The organism is Rhizobium sp. AB2/73 (assembly GCF_020871915.1).
Lineage (GTDB): Bacteria > Pseudomonadota > Alphaproteobacteria > Rhizobiales > Rhizobiaceae > Rhizobium > Rhizobium dioscoreae.
In genome coordinates this window covers 1-22,317 of the sequence record NZ_CP067074.1, presented here as the reverse complement: position 1 = coordinate 22,317, position 22,317 = coordinate 1, and the positions used below count along the sequence as shown (strand labels likewise).

17 protein-coding genes and 3 pseudogenes are annotated in these 22,317 nt (G+C 54.3%); 11 read left to right on the top strand and 9 right to left on the bottom strand.

Annotated features, from left to right (window positions below; all coding sequences use genetic code 11):
* Positions 1 to 5 precede the first annotated feature (5 nt).
* The 3 genes from I8E17_RS31080 to I8E17_RS31070 form a co-directional block, all read right to left on the bottom strand.
* Positions 6 to 2,621, bottom strand: coding sequence for a two-component system VirA-like sensor kinase (locus I8E17_RS31080; protein ID WP_209160095.1), 2,616 nt, complete (start codon positions 2,619 to 2,621; stop codon positions 6 to 8).
* A 169-nt stretch (positions 2,622 to 2,790) separates the two neighbouring features.
* Complete coding sequence (locus tag I8E17_RS31075; protein ID WP_229002319.1) at positions 2,791 to 3,807, bottom strand: cytochrome P450; 1,017 nt, start codon at positions 3,805 to 3,807, stop codon at positions 2,791 to 2,793.
* Between the two features lie 266 nt (positions 3,808 to 4,073).
* On the bottom strand, positions 4,074 to 5,276 hold the full coding sequence (locus I8E17_RS31070) for a pyridoxal phosphate-dependent aminotransferase (RefSeq protein WP_209160094.1): 1,203 nt from the start codon (positions 5,274 to 5,276) through the stop codon (positions 4,074 to 4,076).
* A gap of 489 nt (positions 5,277 to 5,765) precedes the next feature.
* On the opposite strand from I8E17_RS31070, the gene I8E17_RS31065 reads away from it, so the two are divergent.
* The 6 genes and pseudogenes from I8E17_RS31065 to I8E17_RS31040 form a co-directional block, all read left to right on the top strand.
* On the top strand, positions 5,766 to 7,664 hold the full coding sequence (locus I8E17_RS31065) for a potassium transporter Kup (protein WP_209160093.1): 1,899 nt from the start codon (positions 5,766 to 5,768) through the stop codon (positions 7,662 to 7,664).
* A 225-nt stretch (positions 7,665 to 7,889) separates the two neighbouring features.
* Positions 7,890 to 8,129, top strand: a complete 240-nt coding sequence (locus tag I8E17_RS31060) for a hypothetical protein (protein ID WP_209160092.1) — start codon at positions 7,890 to 7,892, stop codon at positions 8,127 to 8,129.
* Between the two features lie 213 nt (positions 8,130 to 8,342).
* Positions 8,343 to 8,825 (top strand): annotated as a pseudogene (locus I8E17_RS31055) (transposase); the annotation flags it as partial.
* A 724-nt stretch (positions 8,826 to 9,549) separates the two neighbouring features.
* Positions 9,550 to 10,173, top strand: a complete 624-nt coding sequence (locus I8E17_RS31050) for a reverse transcriptase domain-containing protein (RefSeq protein ID WP_229002304.1) — start codon at positions 9,550 to 9,552, stop codon at positions 10,171 to 10,173.
* Positions 10,174 to 10,363: 190 nt separating this feature from the next.
* Positions 10,364 to 10,933 carry a group II intron maturase-specific domain-containing protein gene (locus I8E17_RS31045; RefSeq protein WP_229002303.1) on the top strand — a complete coding sequence of 190 codons (570 nt, stop codon included), beginning with the start codon at positions 10,364 to 10,366 and terminating at the stop codon, positions 10,931 to 10,933.
* 83 nt (positions 10,934 to 11,016) lie between these two features.
* Positions 11,017 to 11,723, top strand: a pseudogene (locus I8E17_RS31040) (IS256 family transposase); the annotation flags it as partial.
* A 267-nt stretch (positions 11,724 to 11,990) separates the two neighbouring features.
* Here the strand turns inward: I8E17_RS31040 and I8E17_RS31035 are convergent.
* Complete coding sequence (locus I8E17_RS31035; RefSeq protein ID WP_209160091.1) at positions 11,991 to 12,578, bottom strand: nitroreductase family protein; 588 nt, start codon at positions 12,576 to 12,578, stop codon at positions 11,991 to 11,993.
* A 146-nt stretch (positions 12,579 to 12,724) separates the two neighbouring features.
* Here I8E17_RS31035 and I8E17_RS31030 point away from each other — a divergent pair, with 146 nt between their 5' ends.
* Positions 12,725 to 13,069, top strand: a complete 345-nt coding sequence (locus tag I8E17_RS31030) for a helix-turn-helix domain-containing protein (protein ID WP_209160090.1) — start codon at positions 12,725 to 12,727, stop codon at positions 13,067 to 13,069.
* Between the two features lie 257 nt (positions 13,070 to 13,326).
* Here the strand turns inward: I8E17_RS31030 and I8E17_RS31025 are convergent.
* The 4 genes and pseudogenes from I8E17_RS31025 to I8E17_RS31010 form a co-directional block, all read right to left on the bottom strand.
* Positions 13,327 to 14,430: pseudogene (locus I8E17_RS31025) on the bottom strand (IS701 family transposase).
* Positions 14,431 to 14,512: 82 nt separating this feature from the next.
* Positions 14,513 to 16,183 carry an IS66 family transposase gene (locus I8E17_RS31020; RefSeq protein ID WP_209160089.1) on the bottom strand — a complete coding sequence of 557 codons (1,671 nt, stop codon included), beginning with the start codon at positions 16,181 to 16,183 and terminating at the stop codon, positions 14,513 to 14,515.
* Between the two features lie 62 nt (positions 16,184 to 16,245).
* Complete coding sequence (gene tnpB / locus I8E17_RS31015) at positions 16,246 to 16,515, bottom strand: IS66 family insertion sequence element accessory protein TnpB (RefSeq protein WP_229002302.1); 270 nt, start codon at positions 16,513 to 16,515, stop codon at positions 16,246 to 16,248.
* An 81-nt stretch (positions 16,516 to 16,596) separates the two neighbouring features.
* Positions 16,597 to 17,043 (bottom strand): transposase, encoded by a 447-nt coding sequence (locus tag I8E17_RS31010; RefSeq protein WP_032489286.1) that lies wholly within the window; start codon positions 17,041 to 17,043, stop codon positions 16,597 to 16,599.
* Between the two features lie 233 nt (positions 17,044 to 17,276).
* Here I8E17_RS31010 and I8E17_RS31005 point away from each other — a divergent pair, with 233 nt between their 5' ends.
* The 4 genes from I8E17_RS31005 (at position 17,277) to I8E17_RS30995 (ending at position 20,838) form a co-directional block, all read left to right on the top strand.
* Positions 17,277 to 17,789: a hypothetical protein gene (locus tag I8E17_RS31005; RefSeq protein ID WP_229002301.1), complete on the top strand. Its 513-nt coding sequence runs from the start codon at positions 17,277 to 17,279 to the stop codon at positions 17,787 to 17,789.
* Between the two features lie 34 nt (positions 17,790 to 17,823).
* On the top strand, positions 17,824 to 18,255 hold the full coding sequence (locus I8E17_RS35325; protein WP_255610372.1) for an IS5 family transposase: 432 nt from the start codon (positions 17,824 to 17,826) through the stop codon (positions 18,253 to 18,255).
* Positions 18,207 to 18,605 carry an IS5 family transposase gene (locus tag I8E17_RS35320; protein ID WP_255610427.1) on the top strand — a complete coding sequence of 133 codons (399 nt, stop codon included), beginning with the start codon at positions 18,207 to 18,209 and terminating at the stop codon, positions 18,603 to 18,605. The genes I8E17_RS35325 and I8E17_RS35320 overlap by 49 nt, the downstream gene beginning before the upstream one ends.
* A 1,084-nt stretch (positions 18,606 to 19,689) precedes the next feature.
* Entirely contained in the window at positions 19,690 to 20,838 is a 1,149-nt protein-coding gene (locus I8E17_RS30995) for an NAD/NADP-dependent octopine/nopaline dehydrogenase family protein (RefSeq protein WP_209160087.1), read from the top strand.
* Positions 20,839 to 21,185: 347 nt separating this feature from the next.
* Here the strand turns inward: I8E17_RS30995 and I8E17_RS30990 are convergent, their stop codons facing one another.
* Positions 21,186 to 21,914 carry a RolB family protein gene (locus tag I8E17_RS30990; RefSeq protein WP_032489284.1) on the bottom strand — a complete coding sequence of 243 codons (729 nt, stop codon included), beginning with the start codon at positions 21,912 to 21,914 and terminating at the stop codon, positions 21,186 to 21,188.
* Positions 21,915 to 22,317: the final 403 nt, after the last annotated feature.

Genomic DNA, 22,317 nt, shown 5'->3' with positions numbered 1-22,317 from the left:
TGCATCTATTTCTCATCGGAGGGGGGGCGGCATAGGACGGTATTTTGGGAATATTCTCTTGCTCGACAAAGCTCGTCGGCCGCGCCGTTGCTAGTTGAGCCATTCATTCGTTCGGTTCTGATATTTGCTCGAACTACACAGGCGAGTGTCTTGGCTGAAATTGGCTTTTGCAAAAAATGAGTGAATTCCTCTCGGTCCGCAGAACGGTGAACATTTTTTTTGTTCTCGCCGACAATGATGATTGGCACCTGTTCTAGCGTCGCGACTAAGGAACTTGCGCCTTCTGCACCTAGAAAAGATAATTGATCAATCAGAACAAGATCGGGCTCTTTACCTTCCATTACCCAATCCATCAAACCTTTGACCGTGTTAAAGCCGGCTGGCTCATAGCCGAGCGCCGCGATCTTTTCCTCATACATTCCCAGCGCCACGGAATCGGGTTCAACCACCGCGACAATCTCTCCGCGGCCAAGGGGTATTTTTCCAGGCTCAAAAAAATTCTCTGAATTCACTGGCTGCTTCGAGGAACGCGGCAGGTAGACGTCGAAGCGCGTACCTTTGCCGACGGCTGATACCACGTCGATATAACCTGCCATCGCGCTGACGTGGCCGTGAACCATAGATAATCCCAGACCGGTACCACCACTACGGGCGCGGGTGGTAAAAAAGGGCTCGAAAATACGTGGCAACGCGACCTCGGGTATACCGGCGCCGTAATCCTCGACTGAAAGAAGGATGTAGTCGCCGGGAGGAATGGTGCCGTTTGCGAACATCTTGGGCTTCAGGATTGAAGACTTGCAGACGCTGACCTCCACCCGCCCTGAACCTGAGCAAGCTTCAGCGGAGTTTTTACACAGATTCAGCAGTATCTGCTCAATCTCGAGTGGATTTCCGTCGACAACCGTCTGAGCGGCTTCAAGTTTGAAATCGAGTTCCACGTCTGGGGGCAACGCAACCCGTAACGAGGGCGCTATTTCCGTCACCAACTCCGAAAGGTCGAATGGCTTTGCATCTCGCTCACTCCTTCGACTGAGTGCAAGGATTTGGTTGACAATCAATCGCGCTCGATTGCCTTCAGAAATTATGTGGTCGATGTAACCTCGCACGCGCGTATGGCGGCGGAGCACGTTGTGTGCCATTTCTGCGTAACCGAGAATTGCCCCCAGAATGTTGTTAAATTCATGAGCTATGCCGCCTGCAAGCGTGCCAACAGCTTCGAGCCGTTCCGCATGTTTCAAACGACGTTCCAGAATACTTCGCTGGGATTGCTTGCACCGAATTACCGCATAGTGGCTAACACATCCAGCGGCGAGTTCCATCAGTTGAATTTCACGTGACGTTGGCGGTTGTAGATGTTCTCGATCGTATCCTAAGCCGAAAACAGCGGCTATGCGATCGGACACCTTGAACGCAAGCAGCACCCACAGGCAGGGGGCGTCCTCATGGAAACAACTCATTTTTCGTTCAGGATAGGCTCGCAAAATACCCTCGTGCCCGTCCGCCTCGACCTTGGAAACAATTTCGAAGACCCGCATTTCGTTCCATCTTGGCGGAGGAGCGCTTGCAAAAAAGTTGCGGACAATGTCATTCTCATTGACGTTAACCAGTGCCAGCGCGCATTGGTGAGCTTCAAAGAAGGATTGAATAAGTCCCAGCGCAGCGTTCGTTGCGGTTTCCAACGACGGTTTTGCTTCTGAAGCATCATCGAAGCAGAGCCCAATCCTCTTGATAACTTCCTCGAAGTCCAATCGTCTCGTCAATACTTTGGTCCGTAGATGCAACCTATGGACCAGGAAAATTATACAGAAGCAAAAGAAAACCGAAACTGCGCCGAGGAAGATTCGTACCTTCTGCTCACCCGCATTAGTCAAGCTGTAAGCTTCCAAGTATGCCTTCTGCAGCTTCTTCGTGTTATCGACTGTTTCGGAAGTCTGGATCACCCTAATAGTATCCGTCAATTGCGGCACCAGGGTTACGATATCCCTCCCGCTACGGACAATCGCCTGGATGGTGGCCTTATCCCCATTCGCCGATACCTGAAGCTGGTCGAGACGTTGGTTGATCTGTCGTGCAAGCTCGAAATTTGGCCGAGACGAAAACCGCAGTATCAAGTACCCCAACTCAGAGGCTTTCGGTGGGTTCAAATCCTTTCGATCCCAGGATTCTAAGAGCGAATCTATCGACTGGTTAAAAGTAGCCAATGAATCTTCGAGCATCACATTTTGCGCACCGAACGCCGCGACAGCTGCGTCGGTCGCATTTACTGACTTCTTCACCTGCGCCAGCAGTTGTGAAAATCCACCGGCGCGGTCAAGGCCCGCTCGCTTGAAATGCTGCTGCAAATCTGCGACGCTTGTCCGCACTCGTGCCAGAGGAACGATAAGAGGTTGGTAGTTCCGAAGAAGGCCGGCGTGAGCACGCAATACGTTCCGCTGCAACATCGCACAATCGACGTCGATCGATTGCAACTCTGTCAGGATCGCCTTGTTGCTTTCGTTGTCTTGCCACGGCCCTCTGGCCAGAATCCCGAAAGATAAAGCGGCGACTAGCAATATCAACGTATACCACGATTTGATATCGAGTAGAATCTTTCTGGAAGGCGACGAATGATCCCACAACATGCGGTCACCCTCCTTCTAATACCCAATCCAATTGAACAGAGCGGTTGCAACCAAGGCGCCCGTGTCTCACCCAGTTTCTTATCACCTGCATCCCGGTGCGACTTGTTGCTAGTCAGATTTCGACCGAACAAACCAAGCTAGTCAGCCACCAAGAGAAAGCACGCCGCATTTAAATTTGCCGCCTGAAGCCAACTCTCATCTCTGCAATTCGTCGCACACCTCCGTGACCCTGTACAGTCGGCCATTCGCCTTCAATCGAGAGAGTGGGAGCATATCTAAGCACTGTCGCAAGTCCTTCTTGCAATTCCAACCGAGCCAGTGCTTCGCCAAGGCACCGATGTGCACCGGCGCCGAATACCATATGCCAGTGCATCTGCTTGCGATGAATATCAAAGAGTTCAGGGTGTGCAAAATGTTTCTCGTCTCGTAATGCGGACATTGTGCAAAGCGCGAGAAGACTACCCTTTGGCAGTATGAACCCCTCAAGATCAATGTCTGCAAGCGCTAACCGCGGGTACGACCCGACTGGAGGCTCGAAGCGCAGTCCCTCCTCGACGGCAGCGGGGACGAGAGACTCATCTTTCAACAGGGCTTCCCATACGTGTCGATGCCGCAAAAGCTGACCAGTTAATGCGGTAAGGCCGGTTTTGGTGGTGTCAGTTCCGGCCAAGACGATGAGCATCAACTGAGCGAGCCCTTCGTCAGGTGAAAGATCTTCTGCTTCTCGGGTTGCACGTATGAAGGATGAAAGAAAGTCATCACGCGGATTACTTCGACGGTCATCGATTACCGCTTGCACGTAATTCTTAAACTCGGCTGCTGATGCTTCGATGTCGGGCAAGTCCGCGTCTCGCCATGAAGGGCTCAGGCACCGAGCAACACGATACACAAGCTGAGTAAAATATGGAATGTCGCTGGGCGGGAGGCCCAAAAGCCCCGCTATCGCAACGGCTGGGAGTTTTGAAGCAAATTCCTCAACGAAATTGAAGGAATCAAGCTCCTTCAAATCTTGAAATAGGGTCTCCGTCAATTGACTTACTTGCGGACGCAGGTTCTCGATCATCCGGAACGCGAAAGTCCGGGTAAAAGGAGAGCGACGTCTGCTGTGGACCTCATTGTTTGAAAAAAGCATGCTGTAGCGAACAAAGTCGAAGACCGCTCCTTCATTGATCCCCCGATTGAGCATCAATTCCGTCTCTATCTGACGGGTTCGCGGGTCGCTACTTAAGCCTAATACGTCGTCGGCCCTCAATAAGACGTATACGCCGTCCTGTCTTCGGAGGAATGGTCGCTTTGGCCGCCATTCCGCAAAAATGGCGTGGCCGGAACGATCCAGGTCTGAGACACTAACGTTGTCTGGGTCGAGGGACGCAGATATTATCGGTCCGGACGTTTGCGATACTTTTTCAGGGCCTCTAGCATTCATAAAATATTCCTTCGGAGGGTACCGTGTTACGAGCAATCGGCGCAGAAGCGCTGGATGCGCTTGCAGGCCTCTTCGAGAAGGTGTTCCGAGGTCGCATAGGAGATGCGGAAGTTCGGGCCGAGGCCGAAAGCCGATCCCTGCACGACGGCGACGCCTTCGGCTTCCAGAAGTTCGGAAACGAAATCCGTATCCGTCTCGATGACCTTGCCCGACGGCGCGGTCTTGCCGATCAGGCCGGCGCAGGACGGATAAACGTAGAATGCGCCTTCCGGAGCCGGGCAGCTGATGCCCTTGGCCTGGTTGAGCATGGAGACGACGAGGTCACGGCGGCCTTCGAAGATTTTCTTGTTCGCCGGAATGAAATCCTGCGTGCCGTTCAAAGCTTCGACAGCGGCCCATTGCGCAATCGAGCTTGCGCCCGAGGTTTGCTGGCCCTGGATCATGTCCATGGCCTTGATCAGCGGCAGCGGGCCGGCAGCGTAACCGATACGCCAGCCGGTCATGGCATAGGCCTTGGAGACGCCGTTCATCGTCAGCGTGCGGTCATAGAGCGAAGGCTCGACTTCAACCGGCGTGACGAATTTGAAATCGCCATAGGTCAGGTGCTCATACATGTCGTCCGTCAGCACCCAGACATGCGGATGCTTGACCAGCACATCGGTCAGCGCCTTCAGCTCGTCATGCGAATAGGCGGCGCCCGACGGGTTGGACGGCGAGTTGAACACGAACCACTTGGTCTTCGGCGTGATCGCCTTTTCCAGCGCTTCCGGCTTCAGCTTGAAATTGTCTTCCAGCGTGGCGTCGACGAAAACCGGCGTGCCGCCGCAGATCGCCACCATTTCCGGATAGCTGACCCAGTAGGGCGCCGGAATGATAACTTCATCGCCCGGGTTCAGGGTGGCCATGAAGGCGTTGAAGAGGATCTGCTTGCCGCCCGTGCCGACAATCGTCTGCTCCGGCTTGTAGTCCAGCCCGTTTTCACGCTTGAACTTGTCGGCAATCGCCTTGCGCAGTTCCGGAATACCCGAAACCGGCGTATATTTCGTTTCGCCGCGCTTGATGGCGTCGATGGCCGCTTCCTTGATATTGTCGGGCGTATCGAAATCCGGCTCGCCAATATTGAGCCGTAAAACGTCCCTGCCCTCAGCTTTAAGCTCGCGAAACTTCTGCGAGACGGCGATGGTGGCAGATGGCTTTACACGGGAAAGAGCATCGGAACGTACGAACATGCCAGCCTAACCTAAGCTTTCAAAAATAGCCTTTCCAACATTTTATGTTAAACGCTTTGGACTTCAATCGAAGTCGGCTCGCTTGTTACAAACGAAATCAAATTTCGCTCGCTCTGCAGAGTGCACAAATTGTGTTGTTCCACAAACTTATGGTGTAGCAGCAGGTAGATTAGCCTGTCGATCCGTCTTCGTTCACCATCAAGAAGGTCGCAAGTATTTCGCTGTAAAGCCGACCGCTTTAGAGGCTCTGAAGAACCCGATCGTGGCATCGATTCACGGCGCCCTGGAGCTCTTAGGCGTTACAGGTGAAGTTCGATTCTATTTTTTTATTGTTCGTAGTCGTGAGATAAGGCCTCAAAAAATGCTGCGTCAGCAAGGAAATCCCGGCTGATCATTAAGCGATCACCGCTATGAATGCGTTGGCATGCGGGTAGGCAGGCCAAGTTATGCAGGAGAAGAGGCTGGCTCGAAGGAGCCTGTTGCAACTTCATGTCCGCAGAGAGCTATCCGAAGGAATCACAGATGTCGCAAAAAAAGCTTTTCTGTCTTGCGCTCGGTTCTGTCGGCGTCGTCTACGGCGATATCGGCACCAGCCCGCTTTATGCGTTCCGCGAAGCGCTGAAGCCCTTCGCCCATGACGGTGTCACGCGTTTCGAGGTCGTTAGCCTGACCTCTCTGATGATCTGGGCGCTGACAATCATCGTCACCATCAAATATGTGCTGTTTCTGCTGCGCGCCGACAACGAAGGCGAGGGCGGCACGTTGTCGCTGCTCGCTCTTCTAATGAAGACCACCAACGGCCATACCGACATACTGATGCTGCTCGGCCTAATAGGGGCTGCCCTCTTCCTCGGCGATGCGATGATCACGCCGGCGTTGTCGGTCCTCTCGGCCGTCGAGGGCCTGAAGCTCGTTGCACCGAGGCTTTCGGAATATATCGTGCCGATCTCGGTGATGATCCTGGCGCTGCTCTTCGTTGTGCAATCGCGCGGCACCGGTGCCGTCGCCAAGTTCTTTGGCCCGATCACCGCCGTCTGGTTCCTGGTCATGGCTGCCGCCGGCATTTCCCATATCTCCGACGATTTCGGCATCATCGCCGCCTTCAATCCCTATTATGCCCTCAGCTTCCTGCTGCACGAAGGCTTATGTGGCATCGTGGTTCTCGGCGCAGTCTTCTTGACTGTGACAGGTGCGGAAGCGCTCTATGCGGATCTCGGTCATTTCGGTCGTCGCCCGATCCAGTGCGCCTGGTTCGCGCTGGTCTTCCCGTCCCTGACGCTGAACTATCTCGGTCAGGGCGCGCTCGTCCTCGGCAATCCGGCAACGATGTCCGATCCATTTTACCTCATGTATCCGAAGTGGGCGCTGTTGCCGGTCGTCATTCTCGCGACCTGCGCCACGATCATCGCCAGCCAGGCCGTCATTACCGGTGCCTTCTCGCTGGTGCGCCAGGGCATCAACCTCGGCTTCCTGCCGCGCATGGAAATCCTCTTCACCTCGGAAACCAATACCGGACAGATCTTCGTACCTTCGGTCAATGCGGTGCTATTCATTGGCGTCATCTTTCTGGTGCTGAGTTTCAAGACTTCCGATGGGCTGGCGACCGCTTATGGTATCTCCGTCACCGGTGCAATGGTCGTCACCTCGATCATGGCCTTCGAATTCATTCGCGCCCGCTGGAACTGGTCGCTTCCGGCGGCGGTGATCGTGCTTGCACCACTGATTGTGCTTGAACTGATCTTCCTCGGCGCCAACCTTTTGAAGATCTACGACGGTGGTTATATCCCGATCCTGATTGCCACCGCCTTTACCGTCATCATGTGGACCTGGCGCCGCGGCACCACCATCCTGATGGAAAAGACTCGCCACACCGATATTCCGCTCCCCTCCTTCGTTACTTCGATTGAGCGCAAGAGCGAACATTCGCCAGCGCAGGTTCCGGGCACCGCGATCTTCCTGACCAGCGACCCGGAATCGGCCCCCGCCGCCTTGCTGCACAATCTCAAGCACAACCACGTGCTCCACGATCGCAACGTTATCCTAACGATCCGCACCGTCAACAAGCCGCGCGTGCGAAGCCAGGACCGTTACAACGTCGAGAAGATTTCCGAACGCTTCTCCCGCGTCGAACTGCTGTTCGGCTTTATGGAATCCCAAAACGTCTCGCAGGCGCTGGCGGCGCTGCGCAAGGCCGGTCTGAAGTTCGAAATCATGTCGACCTCCTTCTATCTCGGCCGCCGCAAACTGGTGCCCGATGCCAAGTCCGGCATGCCCTATTGGCAGGACCGATTCTACATCCTTCTTGCGAATGCGGCCTCTCTACCATCGGACTATTTCCACCTTCCCGCCAATCGCGTGGTTGAACTGGGATCGCATGTTATCGTTTAGATGCGGCCCTTGAGAGTTACCGGAAGGGACGCATCCCGGCCGTGTTTGCGAACATTACGGCTGTCCAGACTTTGCAAGCAGGTTGCGGACCAATTCTTCCTCAAATGCTCACCACCTTACATCGAGCTCACTGGATTGCAGTTGAAACCGACTTTTCTGCACGGCTAATCGTCTTAGCGCATTCAGATGGTAAAGTGAGTGGACATTATACAACGAGTTCGAAACATGAACCTGAAAAAGAAACAAGATACCTCAATTAGCTGCTCGGATCTGCCGCAGGCCAACGTCGATGGCACACGATTGTCGGGCTCGCTAGCCGTTTCAGAACAGTTCGGGGAAACAAACGCTCCAGTGAAACGATCATTCTTTCAACAGTTACTCTTGGATTTTGCCTATGGCTGTGACTTTTTTTATCCGGTGCATCAATTTGAAGATTGCAAGGCAAAAGCAAAAGACGAAGAGTGAGGATGAACTCGGCTCCTACGCCGGATGCAGAGTCACATGGCTACACTACGCTTTTAACGAACATGCCGTTTTGGACTGATGTGGTTGTCTAATCGCAATTGGGGTGACAATAGCAATCTTTTGTAAGCAGCGCTGCCGGGTGCATGATTGTCTTCGCGGTTGGTGATTCTCGGTAGGTCGGGTTGCTTAGAGCCAACCTGAGGGACACCACCGATGACCAACGACATGATGAACCTGCGCTCACTCGTTGAGAAGAGCGCTGATGCCTATTTGCTGCGCGAGATGATCGGGTTCGCTGCCCAGAAGTTGATGGCGCTGGAGGTCGGCACGAAGACCGGCGCTGCCTATGGCGAGAAGTATGGCTTCCGAATGGCCCAACGTAACGGCTATCGCGACCGGGATTGGGAGACACCGGGGGGCACCGTCGAGCTACGCATTCCCAAGCTTCGCACAGGCAGCTACTTCCCGAGCTTTCTCGAACCACGCCGAATGGCCGAGAAGGCCCTGACGGCGGTCATCAAAGAGGCCTATATCCAGGGCATTTCGACCCGATCCGTCGATGACCTCGTCAAGGCGATGGGCATGAGCGGAATCTCAAAAAGCCAGGTATCCCGGCTGTGCGAAGAGATCGATGAGAAGGCGAAGGTCTTCCTCGACAGGCCCATCGAAGGAGAATGGCCCTACCTGTGGATCAATGGTGCGCCGTGCGGCGCGGGAGGTGCGTATGATTTAGTGTAACCTCTCAAGCTTGCCGATTTTTGACCGACGGCTGCAATGCCGTCCGATCCACGGGAGCAGTGGATCGAAGGGGGCCAAGAAGCTCGGCCGGGCGTCGCCGGTTGGGTTGCATAAGCAGATTGGCCTTAACTGTACCGGATGCGGGCCATCAACCGCGGGCCGGGCTACCGCAGTGCCCCTGGCGAGACAACGAAGTGAGCGTCAGAAGCCTCGAAACACAGAAATCGCTTCCATTAGCGTGATGGCGTGGAGGCACGAAAGAACGATCAGAGGCGGTAAGGCTCGTCTATCCTTACTGCCGTGTTCTTGTTGAGACCCGAGATGGGACTGGCTCCTATGCCCCATCTCCAGCATCGCACGGGGTAGAGCTCACCGCCTAAAGGCAGAAGGTTGAAAAATCGGAACACGCGAACTTGGATCGTCTGCCCGGTCGGAAACCGGGCTCGCTGCGATGGCCAGATATGGGCGACACCAAGGGCGGAGCTTTCGTAGTAGTCGGAGTGCGGGAAAGCCGCACACAGGGCGAAGGGAAGCAGTAGGACGATAGGCTGCAAAGACGGAGGAGTGATCTGTGGACATGGATCATCAGACCGACAAGGTCTGAGTACTCGGCATTCAAAGCAAACTTTATCAGTGGAGTAAGGCTAATCCCGACGATCAGTGGCGCGACATGTGGGGTTGGTTGACCGACCTCAGAGTGCTGCGCCATGCCTGGCATCGTGTCGCCTCCAACAAGGGTGGACGCACGGCCGGCGTTGACGGGATGACGGTGGGACGCATCCGGAACAGGAGTGAACATCGCGCCCTGGTCGATCTTCAAGCTGATCTGCGCAGTGGTGCATATCGGCCAAGTCCGGCCAGACGCAAGCTCATTCCAAAGGCCGGGAAACCAGGGCAATTCCGCCCCTTGGGCATCCCCACCATCAGAAACCGCGTCGTACAAGGCGCGGCCAAAATCCTTTTGGAGCCGATCTTCGAGGCGCAATTCTGGCACGTCTCTTATGGGTTTCAACCCGGCAGAAACACCCACGGCGCCTTGGAGTACATTCGCCGGGCAGCCTTGCCTCAGAAACGGGACAAGGACACCCGGCGAAACCGGCTGCCATACCCTTGGGTGATCGAGGGGGACATCAAAGGATGCTTCGACAATATCAATCATCATCACCTGCTCGAGCGGATGCGCAAGCGTATTGGCGATCGACGAGTGGTGCGATTGGTCGGATCATTCCTGAAGGCCGGTGTTTTGACGGAGGATCAGTTCTTGCGGACGGACGCCTGTACCCCTCAAGGCGGGATCATCTCTTAGTGCGATCGAGGAGCGGTATGAAAGTTGGACCTATCACCGCCGAAAGACCCAAGCCCGTCGCAAAAGCAACGGGGTGGCGGCAGCGGCGAGCGCCCGCGACAGTGATCGCATAGCAGGACGCTGTGTGTTTCTGCCGGTGCGCTACGCCGACGACTTCGTGGTTTTGGTGTCTGGATCGCTGGAGGAGGCTATGGCAGAGAAATCCGCTCTGGCCGACTACCTGATCGAGACGACCGGGCTAACGTTGTCGCCGGAAAAGACAAAGGTAACGGCCATGACAGAGGGCTTCGAGTTTCTCGGATTCCGCTTCAGCGCGCATTGTGATAAACGCAACGGCTATGGCCCGCGCGTTGAAATACCCAAGGCAAAGGCCGCGAACCTGCGTCTCAAGGTCAAGCAACTGACGCAGCGTGACAGCATATCCGTCAGTCTTGGCGAAAAGCTTCGGAAGGTGAATTCCATCACCAGCGGATGGGCGAATTATTATCGCTACTGTGTCGGCGCTGGCCGCGTATTTGTCGATCTCGACTGGTATATTGGCCTGCGTCTTTACTGCTGGCTACGTAAGAAACGTCCAAAGGCAACACCCAGCGAACTGTGGGGCTCAAAACAGCCAAGCAGGCGCCGGGCGACGAGACGGGTTTGGCGAGAAGGGTCCGTTGAGCAACAAGTGCTCGGCTGGACAACTGTCGAGCGATACCGTCTCGCGTGGATGGACATGCCTGACTTTGCCATGTCTTCTGGAGAGCCGGATGCGTAACGAAGGCGCACGTCCGGTTCGGCGAGAGGCGATGCGAAACCTGCCGCCGTAATGCGGTAAGGCGCGCATCGCCTACTCATCCGACCTACCTCAAGGTTCGGCGCGCTGGTTGTATTGTCTCCGTCGCCGTAATCATCGCGGTGGGCGTCAACACCGATGGTCGACCCGAGGTGCGCGGCATGGAGATCGGTACGTCCGAGGCCGAGGCGATCTGGACTGAGTTTCTTAGAAAGCTGGCCAGGCGGGGTCTGCGTGGCGTCAAGCTCGTCGTCTCAGATGCGCATGAGGGAAGGCCGCGGTATCGAAGGTGCTCTCCGCCACTTGGCAGCGCTGCAGGGTCCGCTTCATGTGCAATGCCTTGGCCCATGCGGGAAAGAGCGGACGGCGCGTCGTCTCCGCCTTCATTGCCACGGCCTTTGCTCAGGACACGCCGGAGGCGGCAAGCACTCAGTGGCGCAACGTTGCCGACCTGATCAGGCCAAAGGTACCGAAGCTCGCCAGTCTCATGGACAGCGCCGAGCAAGACGTGCTCGCCCACATGACCTTTCCCAAGCAGCATTGGGCCAAACTTCACTCGACCAACCCGATCGAGCGATTGAACGGCGAGATCAAGCGGCGGACAGAGGTCGTCGGCATCTTCCCCAACGACGACGCCATCGTGCGCCTGGTCGGTGCGCTGCTGCTCGAACAGAACGATGAACGGGCCGTCCAGCGACCTCGTTATATGACCCTTGAGACAATCGCCAAGATGAGCGATGATCCACTCATCAGCGTGCCAGCCGCAAGCTGACACTCATCCGGCCCTCTGGGATGAGCCGTGGTCGTCTAAGCTACACCACGTCCTGGGACATGATCGGGGACCGCGAAGACAACGATGCACCCGGCAGCGCTGCTTACAAAAGATTGCTATTGACACCCCAATTGCGATTAGACAACCACATCAATCCAGATTGCCGTAGATGTTCGTGCATACTCGAAACCCGTTACTCTCACGAACTGCGCATAGCACAGCACGTGAAGATTGGAGCCGGCGTTCAAGCCGGCTCCCTTTACCTGATCAGCGGAAACTGCGGAAACGAAGGGCGTCAGGAAGGAAAGTCTTGTCCGGGACGGGAGCCTCATTTGAGCCAATTGGCATCTGCGCACGGAGCTTCCAACCCACAGGAAGATTCCAAGTCTTCTTCACAGATTCATCGATCAGAGGATTATAATGTTGAAGACTTGCCCCAACGCCAACGTTGGCCAGCGCCGTCCATACAGCAAACTGGGCCATGCCGCCGGACTGTTCAGACCAGTCGGGGAAATGGTCTGCGAAGAGCGGCCATTGTTCCTGTAGGTCTAGCACAGTTTGCTCATCTTCGAAAAAGAGGATCGTCCCAACACCTGCTGCAAATCCGTCGATCTTCTTCAGAAACTGTTCCAGAGTATCGCTAGACATGATCTGCGCTATCTCTCTTCTTACTATACTCCAGAGTTTTTCGCTTTCGTTGCCGAAAAGGAACACCACTCGAGAGCTTTGAGAATTGAAAGGCGACGGAGACCATCTGATCGCCTCACGAGCCAGGTCCTCTATCACCGTCTCTGCAATATCGAGGTTGCGACCCAGCGCATATTGCGTCCGGCGCTTTTTCAAAAGTTCAATCATGTTCTTCCTCTTCGAGGTTCGATATGGGAAACCGATATAGGAGGATTACGCTCGCTTCTACCGGCTGCGGACCAAAGCAAGAGCGGCACGCCTTGACTTAATACAATCTGTGCACCAGTTACATCAAATGCACTAATGGAGACCAAATGGAAAAAACACCGGCCCCCGAACTTATCGCCGGCGTCAGGCGGTTCGTCGAGATGGTAGACGGCCCTTGGGCCGCCCTCATTCTTGCCCAACTCTGCAGTGGAGGCCGACGTCGGTTCAGCGAGCTTCGCGAAGCATTGCCCGGGATCAGCCCTCATACCCTAACTCGTCGGTTGCGTCAGTTTGAGGAAGCCGGCATTGTCTCCAGAGTGTACTACGCCGAAATGCCGCCAAGGGTGGAATACGAACTGACGCCCCTCGGCCGCACCATGCGCCCGGTGCTAGAACGTATGTCCGATTGGGGACTTGACGCGGCTAACGCGACTCAACCAACCAAACCTTGACCGCATCCGTGCGGTGAATAACCGGAGTGCGTTCCCTCTCCCCCCATTGCTGTTGGATGATGACCCGCTTAATCCGTAACGCAACACGAACGACTCTAGCTAGCATTACAGTTGCATTTTGGCTTTCAGATGAGCTCGTTGAGCGGCCGCCTGATGGGCGCGTCTCCACCATGACCATGCGATGACATAGGCGGGGTTTATTCGACGCTGGGCGAGTCTGATGGCGATGCGCCGGACTTCCTTGATAGACCAGCGGATCAGATCCTGCTGGTCGGCATCCGCGGTCTTTTTTTGGGCGTCACGTCATTGGCGCGGTACCGGATCACCGCCATCATGGCGAAGGCGAGCATGACCAGCGAGACGTGGCGATGCCAGCCGTGCCATGACCGGGTTTCATTGTGATCGAGTCCGAGCTCGTTCTTGGCGGTCTCGAAACTGTCTTCGATCGCCCACCGATGGCCTTCAATGGCAACGAGGGCCTGGATGCTGGTCCCGACCGGGCACCATGTCGTGAAGAATGCGAGATCACCGTCGCTGATATTGCGCCGGATCAGGAGGCCACGGGTCCAAAGTCCTGATTTCGTGTCGTCGTATTCGTCGGCATCGAGGTCGGCGAGTTCGCAATAGGCCCAGTCATGAAGTCGTGTGCCTTTGGTACCTTCACCCGCGGAAAGACGCCGCCAGGCTTCAGGATCGAGATCACGGGCGATTTCCTGCGCTGTTCCGGCGACCGGAGGCTTGCCCGACCAGGAGCCGAAATGGTGGTCCGATTTAACCCCAATAACGTAGCCTTTACAGGCTCGGCGCAGGGTCCCTTCGACTTACACCGCATCTGCGGCCACCCATGAAAACGGTACAGCGGCTGAAAGCGCACGCCGTATCATATCGACAGCCAGGCCGGGCTTGGTAGCGAAGGCTGTAGCTTCAGGAACATGAACAGTTGCAAGCCTTGCCGGATCGCCGGTCCAGTTCTTGGGCAAGTGCAGGGCTTGATCGATAAAGGCATGACCGCGAACGGACACATAAGCAGCGAACACACCGATCTGGCAGTTAGTTATCTTGCCTGCCGAACCTGTATATTGGCGCGCAACTCCGCACGATGTCGCGAAGTGCGTCCGCGTCCAACGCCCGCGACCCAGAATGGCTTGTTGCCGCCACGGGCCGGGATCACCCGCCGCCTCAGCGGGCATCCAACCTGTCTCACGCCGTTCGTCACCGAGCAAACCGTCCCGGAAAAGGTTCGAAGATGCTGCAACTCGCTCCTGCGTAAACAGTCCGCGCATGCGAGCCTTCACGTCACGCAGCGATAACGCCCAAAGCTCAAGCGTCGTCTCGGTAGATGCACCGTATGCGACGTCCACGCCCCAGCGCTTTTTCAGTTGCAGCTATCTGAGGTTGATCTGCGGGCCGTCAAATGAGCTCACCGAAGAGTACCTGACGAGCTCATTGTGAGGCCTTGATGCGGGCGGCATAGGCCCACGGCATCAGGGCTTCGATGTCCTTGGCGAGGTGGCCGTTTGCGAGGCGGGTGAAGAGGTCGCACAGATAGGCGTAGGGCTCAACGCCGTTCATTTTGCAAGTGCCGATCAGACTGGCAAACCGAGCCCAATTGCGCGCCCCTTCATCGTGCCCCGCAAAGAGCGCATTGCGGCGGTTCATGGCCGGTCGGCGGATCGCGTTTTCCACCAGGTTAGAGTCGATATCGACGTGGCCGTCGCCCAGGAACAGCCGGAAGCCGTCCTGCCGCGTCAGCATATAGGCCAGGGCTTTTCCGAGGTCAGACTTGCGTGAGACGCGCTTGGCTTGCGCTGCCAGCCAGGTGAAGAACTCGTCCACCAGCGGGAGGGACAGGTCCCGTCGAACTGCCCAGCGATGTTCGGGATCTGAGCCCCGGATACTGTCTTCGATCTTGTAGAGCGCGGCGATCTGCACCAGCGCCTCGTCGACGATGGGCGATCCACTCTTTGGCGCGGCCTTGATCAGCTTTCTGCGCCCATGCGCCCAACAGAAAGCCAGCTTCAAGGGATCGCCACCCATCCGGTCCGACGTGGCGAGGTGAGAGTAACCACCGTAGGCATCCACCTGGATTGTCCCGTTAAACCCGTCGAGGATTTCAGCGTCATATTCGCCTTTACGCCCGGGCCGGTAATGAAACACCGCACCTGGCGGCGCAGAGCCATTCCAGCCGCGGTCGTCACGTAGCACGGCCCACAGATAACCGGTCTTCGTCTTGCCTCGCCCCGGATCCAACACCGGAGCCGTTGTCTCGTCGACATAAAGCCGCGTGCTTTCCCACAGCAGCCGTTTGGCCATATGGTCGACCACCGGTGCGATTTCGCTGCCCGCGCGCCCCATCCAATCGGAAAGGACCGTGCGGTCTATCGGCACCCCGTGTCGCGCCATGACCTCAGCTTGCCGGTTGAGCGGCATATGTTCGGAATGCTTGGCGACGGCAATCTCCGCCAGAAGGGCTTCAGTCGGCCAGCTTGCCTCCAGAAGATGCGCGGGCGCTCTGGCCTGGATGACGCCCGTTCGACCCTTGGGGCATGCGTATTTCGGGCGGATCGTGACGATCACCTCGTAGCGCGCCGGGATCCGGTCGAGCCGTTCCGTCCGGTCCTCGCCGATCCGCACCATGTTGCCGCAACCGCAGGGACAAACGATGCTCTCGGGCTCGATCACGCGCTCGACCCGCGGCAGGTGTTCAGGCAGTGCACGGGCCTTACGCTCCTTGCGAGAAACGGCCTTGTCAGGATCGCCAGCCTTTTCGGGATCATCTGCGCTTGCTTCGATCTTCTGCTCGACGGCGGCGATCCGTGCTTGTGTTTCGGCGATCGCCGTTTCAAGGTCTTCCAGCGCCAGTTCCATCTGCGCCGGATCGAGCTTTTCCGATTTCGGCCCGAACTTCGTGCGTCGATAGTCGTGAACCTGACCCTCAAGCCTCTCGATCAGCTCCTTCAACTCACCGATGAACGCGTCCTTTTCGGCAACGACCGCCTGTTCATGCTGACGTGCAGCACGCTCGACCGACAGCTCGAACTGCATCGCGGCAAACGCCTTCACCACCTCTGGCGGAAGGTTCGGAAACAGGCTGAGATCAATAGGTTGCGACATGCGGTCTTATAGCAAGACAGCACAAAAAATCCAAATAAAACAATGCAAAGGCAGCCGGATAGTCACCCTGCCGCCGACGGCGCGATCACCCGTTGCGCCATGACTCGCCGCCAGTCGAGCCCCTCGAATAACGCTTCGTATTGCCCCCTGGAAAGACGCATCGTCCCATCCTGCACCTTGGGCCAGGCAAAGCTTCCATGTTCAAGAATTTTGTAGGTTAGCACCATTCCGGTGCCATCCCATGCCAGGATTTTCAGACGATCACCGCGCTTCGACCGGAAGATCACCGTCACCCCGGAATGCGGGTCGAGCTTCAACTCGGTCTGCACCATCAGAGCCAGCGCCTGATGCCCGCAGCGGGAGTTCACCGGCCGCGTTGCAATCAGGGATCGGCAGTCGTTGGCCCGCGACGATCATGCCGTCCCTCGCATGGCGCGCACCAGAGCGGCGACCCGTTCAACCGGCGCATCGCCGGGAACCCGTATCACAACGTCCGGGCCGATCGTGAGCGTCAAGACTGACGAAACCGCCTCCCGCAGTTTCGGCGGCGCCAAAACATTCAACGCCTCGCTCGGCTCTGCCGCAATCGCCAAAGGCACAAATGCAGGCTCGGCATCGCCGCTCTCCGACAGGCCCAGCATAGCCTCAAAAGGCAGCGCCAGAATGCCCTCGCGCGCTTGTCGGCGCCAGAAAGAAAGCTGGTGCGGAACAACGTCATGACGGCGCGCGACATCAACAACACGAACACCAGGCTCAAGGCTTTCCGCCACGATCCGCGCCTTCACATCATCTGGCCAACGCCGGTTTCCGCGGCGCGGCTCGACAACTTCGTAGCGCCCAACAAATCCATCATCTGCCATGCAAATCTCCAGATAGTCCTGGAAACCTTCTCGCACGCCCGCCCAGCCTCAAAATACAGCCTATCCAATGGGGCGGAGACAGCGCTTACGATGCACCTGCTATCCATCGTCTCCGAACCATGGAGGCCCGTTTATTCAGACAATAGATAAACATGCGACTGTAATGCTAGGTCCTGTTGACAAAGTTCTCGATCATCGGGGAGTTTCATCCGTTATGGGTTGGGAGGGATACGTTGCCAACGCCTCTGGAAGTTTTCGATAAGTTTCGATCTGCGCTTTTGACAAAGCCGTTGTCGGCGGTTTGGCGTGGCCATGGCTCGGCAATTTTCTTGGAGTTTGGCCGCTTATCACCCCAAGTGAGACGCGACGGTACTGCCGGAAATTCACAGGGCGACTTCACAGTCATGATCGAGTGGAGTTGGCGGATTGAGAATGAAAACTCGATTGTGTGCGGAAGGTGGAGCGACGAAGACGGTTGGGAAGAGACTTTTCGGTCGCTTATCGGTCGTGACGTTCGAAATGTATCGTTATTCGGACGACTTCCAGAGCTCTCGATTGAATTGGCAGGCGGACTTTATATAGCTTCGTTTATGACCGCAGACGGCCAGCCTAGCTGGACCATATTTGACCGTTGCCCTGAGCATCAGAAATCCGCCTGGATTGAGGTTCGCGATGGCGAGATTTGGGAGACTTTGGACGCGAAAAGCTCATCAGCTGCAATTGACCCCGATTCCAAAATCGCTTGAAGCGTGATTCAACACTACCTTTTAGGAGGCGGTTTTGGAACGAGGCGATTTGAGTGATGCAGAATGGCGGATAGTTGAACCGCTGCTGCCGAGAGAGCGGGGCCGCAAGTCTCGCCCATCGCATGACAACCGCCGCTTTTTGAACGGGATGCTTCACGTCTTGCGCGTTGGCTGTCCATGGCGCGATATGCATGAGCGATACGGCAAATGGAATTCGATTTATGTTCGTTTCCGCCGATGGGCTGAACAAGGCATATGGGACGCTCTGTTAGAGACGCTGGTCGAGTTGGGGCTGACCGACGACTGGCAGCATATGATCGAGAGTACAACGGTTCGTGGCCATTCGCAGGCAGCGGGCGCTAAAGGGGGACTTATAAGGAGGCTTTTGGTCGATCACGCGGTGGCTCTACGACGAAAATCCACGCCCGTGCAGACGGTCAAGGACGCCCTCTCGGCTTCATCCTGACCGGCGGAGAGGCTTCTGATTACAGTGCCGTTCCTGATTTACTGGCAATACCGGTCGGTAAACCGAGGTTGTTTCTTGCCGACAAAGGATATGACGGCAATTTCCTGCGCGAGGAACTGCTGACCCACGGGATCAGGCCGGTCATTCCGCCGAAAGCCAACCGGAAGAACCCGCCTGCCTGCGACTTCCGAGCCTACAAGAATCGAAACCATATCGAACGGATGTTCAACCGTCTCAAGCAGTTCCGCCGCGTGGCGACCCGATACGACAAAACCCGAAAATCCTTCTCAGCATTCCTCGCTCTGGCCGCCGCGAAGATATGGTTGCCGTACTTTGTCAACAGGACCTAGACAAACTCTTCCGGCGAACGAGTGAGCTTTCGTCGGCGGGATTTTCTTTGGCGTCGTCTGATATCCCCAATGCCGCCGATCTGTGTCACATAGTCCGAGAGATCGACGTGCCGCGCCATCGGAGAGATTGTGCTTCCAAGGCCGTAAAAACTTCAGTCCCAAAACAGAGATACAAACAAAGTTACGCAGATAGGGGTCAATAAACGATCACTACAATCTGATACATCCTGCCACTCTGTGATTTTTGCAGATTGATCTAAGTCCGCGAGCCCAGTTTACCCGTAAGTTTGTGTGAGTAACTAATTGATCTAAGCGCAGAACAAGGTCGCTGCATCAAAATCTCATATGTGATTCTGGTCAACGAACACGTACTTCACTTAGCATCCCTCAGGAAGACGCGATTGCCATTTTACGAATGTCGCATCCGCTGGTTCTCTCCCCATGATCGGCCGCTAGATTAGCAAATCTGCAGCCGCAGTACGAGATATAGCAAGTGTTTTGACGAATATCGCCTATTACTGGCAGAGAACGTCAAATACCTTGACACATTTTTGTATCCTCTCACGTCACTTGTTTTATTTACGAGCTGTAATTTTGTTATTTTAATAATCACTATTCGATAATTAAATATAAATTTACCGATGATCATATTATCTTATCACGTTATTCCAACGTCCCTCAGCATTGATACAGTGATCATAATCGTTAGTTTGGACCGATATTAACGTTGTGAACCGTTTAAAAGTTCAATCGCATGTTTCGAGCTCGATAATCCCCATTTTAGGGTAGAGAGCATCTTTTACGAAGTGGCGCGTGATCAAATTGCATTCTATAAATAAGTCGGAAAATTGCTACAATCCACTTTTGCGGCACTCAAGCAGCTGCACTTTATTCGTTACTTGCAACGCATTTTGCGAATATTATTAACGTGATACTTGAAACTTTCTTTATCATTGCTTTGATTATTTTCTGGAGAATATTGTTTGCTTCAGGCCGAGGGCCATCGACTCTATAAATGAGCTTGGACGAAGCTCCTTTCCACTGCAATCAACTAAGCATTCCATTTCAATACAAAACTTAAACAATGGCATCTGAGCTGACGGTTGGAGTCATTGGAGGCGGCCACGCTGGAACAGCTTTAGCGGCCTGGTTTTCAAGCCAGAAAGTTCAAACAGCCATGTGGGCTCCGGCAAATCATCCAGGTTCATTGCCTTCAATTCGCCAACATGGTGGGATACTGGCCAGCGGCTTGATCGAAGGTAAGCATGAGGTTACAATATATCAGGAATTGTCTGATCTGCTTGCTTCAGCGAAATTTCTGATCCTCGCAACCCGAGCTGACGTGCACCAAGCTTTCGTTCAAGATCTCGAAAAGTTCGTCCTGAAAAAGCCCCTGCTCGTAATCTGCGGGCACGGATTCACTGTCAATTACGCGGCTCGCTTGATGTGCGAACGCATTCTAGAGACTGACGATTCCCCTGTAACTGCAAAGCTGATCGGCGGACAGGGAAACGAAGTTCACATCAAAGCGATACTGCCTTCGTTTGGTGTGTCGTGCTATCCTGTGACACGCGATGGCGGAGGCAATTTAAAACTGCCGAAGTCAATTAGCGAGACACTGGCAAAGATCTTTGGCTCCTCGATAACTGCTATCTCGCCACTCCACTCGCTTTTTTTCTCTAACTATATAATCCATGCAGTTTCAGCGACGCTCAATATTGGCCGGCTGCGCGATCCGGAAGGGTCGCTTACCGAGCGCGCTGAGGGTTGGCGCACGGAATTGGAATCCCGTGTGGGCGCCGATTATCGCTTTTACTTTTATGGCCAAGGTACCAATAGTTACGTGTGCGCTGTGATAGATGCTGCGGACAAGGAGCGTCTTAAAGTTGCAGGCGCTCTTGGGATAAAGCTAGACACCGTCCTGGCAGAGTGCAACACCCAGTCAAAGACTGACTATGTGAATATGAGGGAATTCAGTCTGGCACCGTTCCCGTACAACGTCAACTTTGCTTGTCCCGACACCTTGCAGCACCGCTATTTCTCAGAAGAAATCCGCACTATGGAGATGATATGCGCGATTGCCAAATCGCATCGTATCAAAATTCCAGTTACGAAAAGCATCATGTCGCTGATAAAGGCCGCAAGAGGCGACGATGTGGACGCACTTTCATTGATGGGCGGCCTGCCTTTCGATCCAACTAAACTGTCAATCTTTGGAGCGCGCACCGTCTAGTATCTGATGTCCGCTACGGCAGTCCAAAATTATATATGTGATGACATACTTATTAAAGTATCTCAATAAACGGCAGGGCGCTGATGTGAAGCGACTGCCTGTGTGTTGTGTGCACTGTTTTCGTTTTATTGTGTATAATAAATCATAATTATATTGCGTGTAATTTTCTTTGAGATTATCATGTTTATAATCATGAATGTTTATTTATAATTTATTATTTCTAGAAAATATTAAATAGTCAATATAATACACAATCATCACAACATAAGCTTTATTGGATTTTCAGCAACAAAAGAAAACAACAAGCTCCATAAACTATAAATATAAAATTCAACACAAACACTAACTCAATTCCCATAGAAGCAAGATACGAATTTTTTAAACCCCTTCGTCTTGGAAGGCACCTCTTGAATTGCTTCTAGGGGAATACTTGGGTCGAACAGAGTGTTGTCATTCGGAGAACTGTTGCGGAAGTGTGAGCGGCCAAAAGCAATGATATCGTATTTGGCTCTCACACCATCTGCGTGGAAAAATCCACAATATTCGCCGCTGCTTTCAAGTAAAAAGCTAGGGCCCTCTGCAAACGTCTGGTTTGGTAGAATAGCCACATAGTACTCCACATCAGCGTCAGTATTGTATGAAACAAAAGATAACCTATTGTGCAAACGGAGAATCTCTTGCTTGCATATCTCTCCTCTAAAAGGGGGCATTGTACAAGCTACGATGTCTTGCCTCCTGGGACGCCAGAGCGTTCGAGTTTTAACGTAATCAGCAATAAAATCCCTCGGCCCGTAGACATAGAGCAAAGCTCTATCAAGTTGGACCTCACGGAATCCACGCCCTTTAGCGGGGCAATCAAGGAGAGGTTTTGTGAAGAACTCACCAGCTACCACTCTCCAGTAGAAGTCTGCTGTGAGTGGTACCGTCTGCGCCCATTCCTTTTGCCGCTTCATCAAATCGAACACGACGAATTTCCTATATACGTTGAGAGCGATCTCAATGGCTATCGCCACCTGCTCAGGGCGAAAGACCAAACAGAGATTAGATGGAATGAAAACTGGCCTGTTAAACTCCATAATCAAACGTTGAATATCAATGCCAACCGTTCTGACCAGCTTTAATAAGCGAAAATGCGATCATTGCGGCCGCAGATTGGGCCGCCGTTTACGGCTTTAAAAAAAAAGACCTAAAATAAAGCGACAGGCTTTGAATAACTTTTAATGTACCTTCAAGCACTAAATGCACTTTACCATAGTACTCCGAAATTTCAGCCGTAATTGTATGATCTTTTTTTGAAAAAAGTCGTTTGATAAAAAATACCACTCTTTAATTGTAAATTCAGGACATTTGTTGATTTCAAAAATACAGTAGGTTGTCGGTTGGCGGGTGCCAGTGTAGAGAGACTACTAATTGGTTCACGTATCGAACCTAAGTCGATCTATTTTAGCACAAATGTTTACACACCAATATATCCTGCCA

Bases quoted from the DNA above. Each gene is read 5' to 3' on its own strand.
- I8E17_RS31075 (WP_229002319.1), bottom strand. From the start codon at position 3,807: ATGCTCAATCGGGGGATCAATGAAGGAGCGGTCTTCGACTTTGTTCGC.
- I8E17_RS30995 (WP_209160087.1), top strand. From the start codon at position 19,690: ATGGCATCTGAGCTGACGGTTGGAGTCATTGGAGGCGGCCACGCTGGA.
- I8E17_RS31020 (WP_209160089.1), bottom strand. From the start codon at position 16,183: ATGTCGCAACCTATTGATCTCAGCCTGTTTCCGAACCTTCCGCCAGAG.
- I8E17_RS31035 (WP_209160091.1), bottom strand. From the start codon at position 12,578: ATGATTGAACTTTTGAAAAAGCGCCGGACGCAATATGCGCTGGGTCGC.
- I8E17_RS31070 (WP_209160094.1), bottom strand. From the start codon at position 5,276: ATGTTCGTACGTTCCGATGCTCTTTCCCGTGTAAAGCCATCTGCCACC.
- I8E17_RS30990 (WP_032489284.1), bottom strand. From the start codon at position 21,914: ATGGAGTTTAACAGGCCAGTTTTCATTCCATCTAATCTCTGTTTGGTC.
- I8E17_RS31045 (WP_229002303.1), top strand. From the start codon at position 10,364: ATGGCAGAGAAATCCGCTCTGGCCGACTACCTGATCGAGACGACCGGG.
- I8E17_RS31030 (WP_209160090.1), top strand. From the start codon at position 12,725: ATGGAAAAAACACCGGCCCCCGAACTTATCGCCGGCGTCAGGCGGTTC.
- I8E17_RS31010 (WP_032489286.1), bottom strand. From the start codon at position 17,043: ATGGCAGATGATGGATTTGTTGGGCGCTACGAAGTTGTCGAGCCGCGC.
- I8E17_RS31065 (WP_209160093.1), top strand. From the start codon at position 5,766: ATGTCCGCAGAGAGCTATCCGAAGGAATCACAGATGTCGCAAAAAAAG.
- I8E17_RS31080 (WP_209160095.1), bottom strand. From the start codon at position 2,621: ATGTTGTGGGATCATTCGTCGCCTTCCAGAAAGATTCTACTCGATATC.
- tnpB (WP_229002302.1), bottom strand. From the start codon at position 16,515: ATGGTGCAGACCGAGTTGAAGCTCGACCCGCATTCCGGGGTGACGGTG.
- I8E17_RS31060 (WP_209160092.1), top strand. From the start codon at position 7,890: ATGAACCTGAAAAAGAAACAAGATACCTCAATTAGCTGCTCGGATCTG.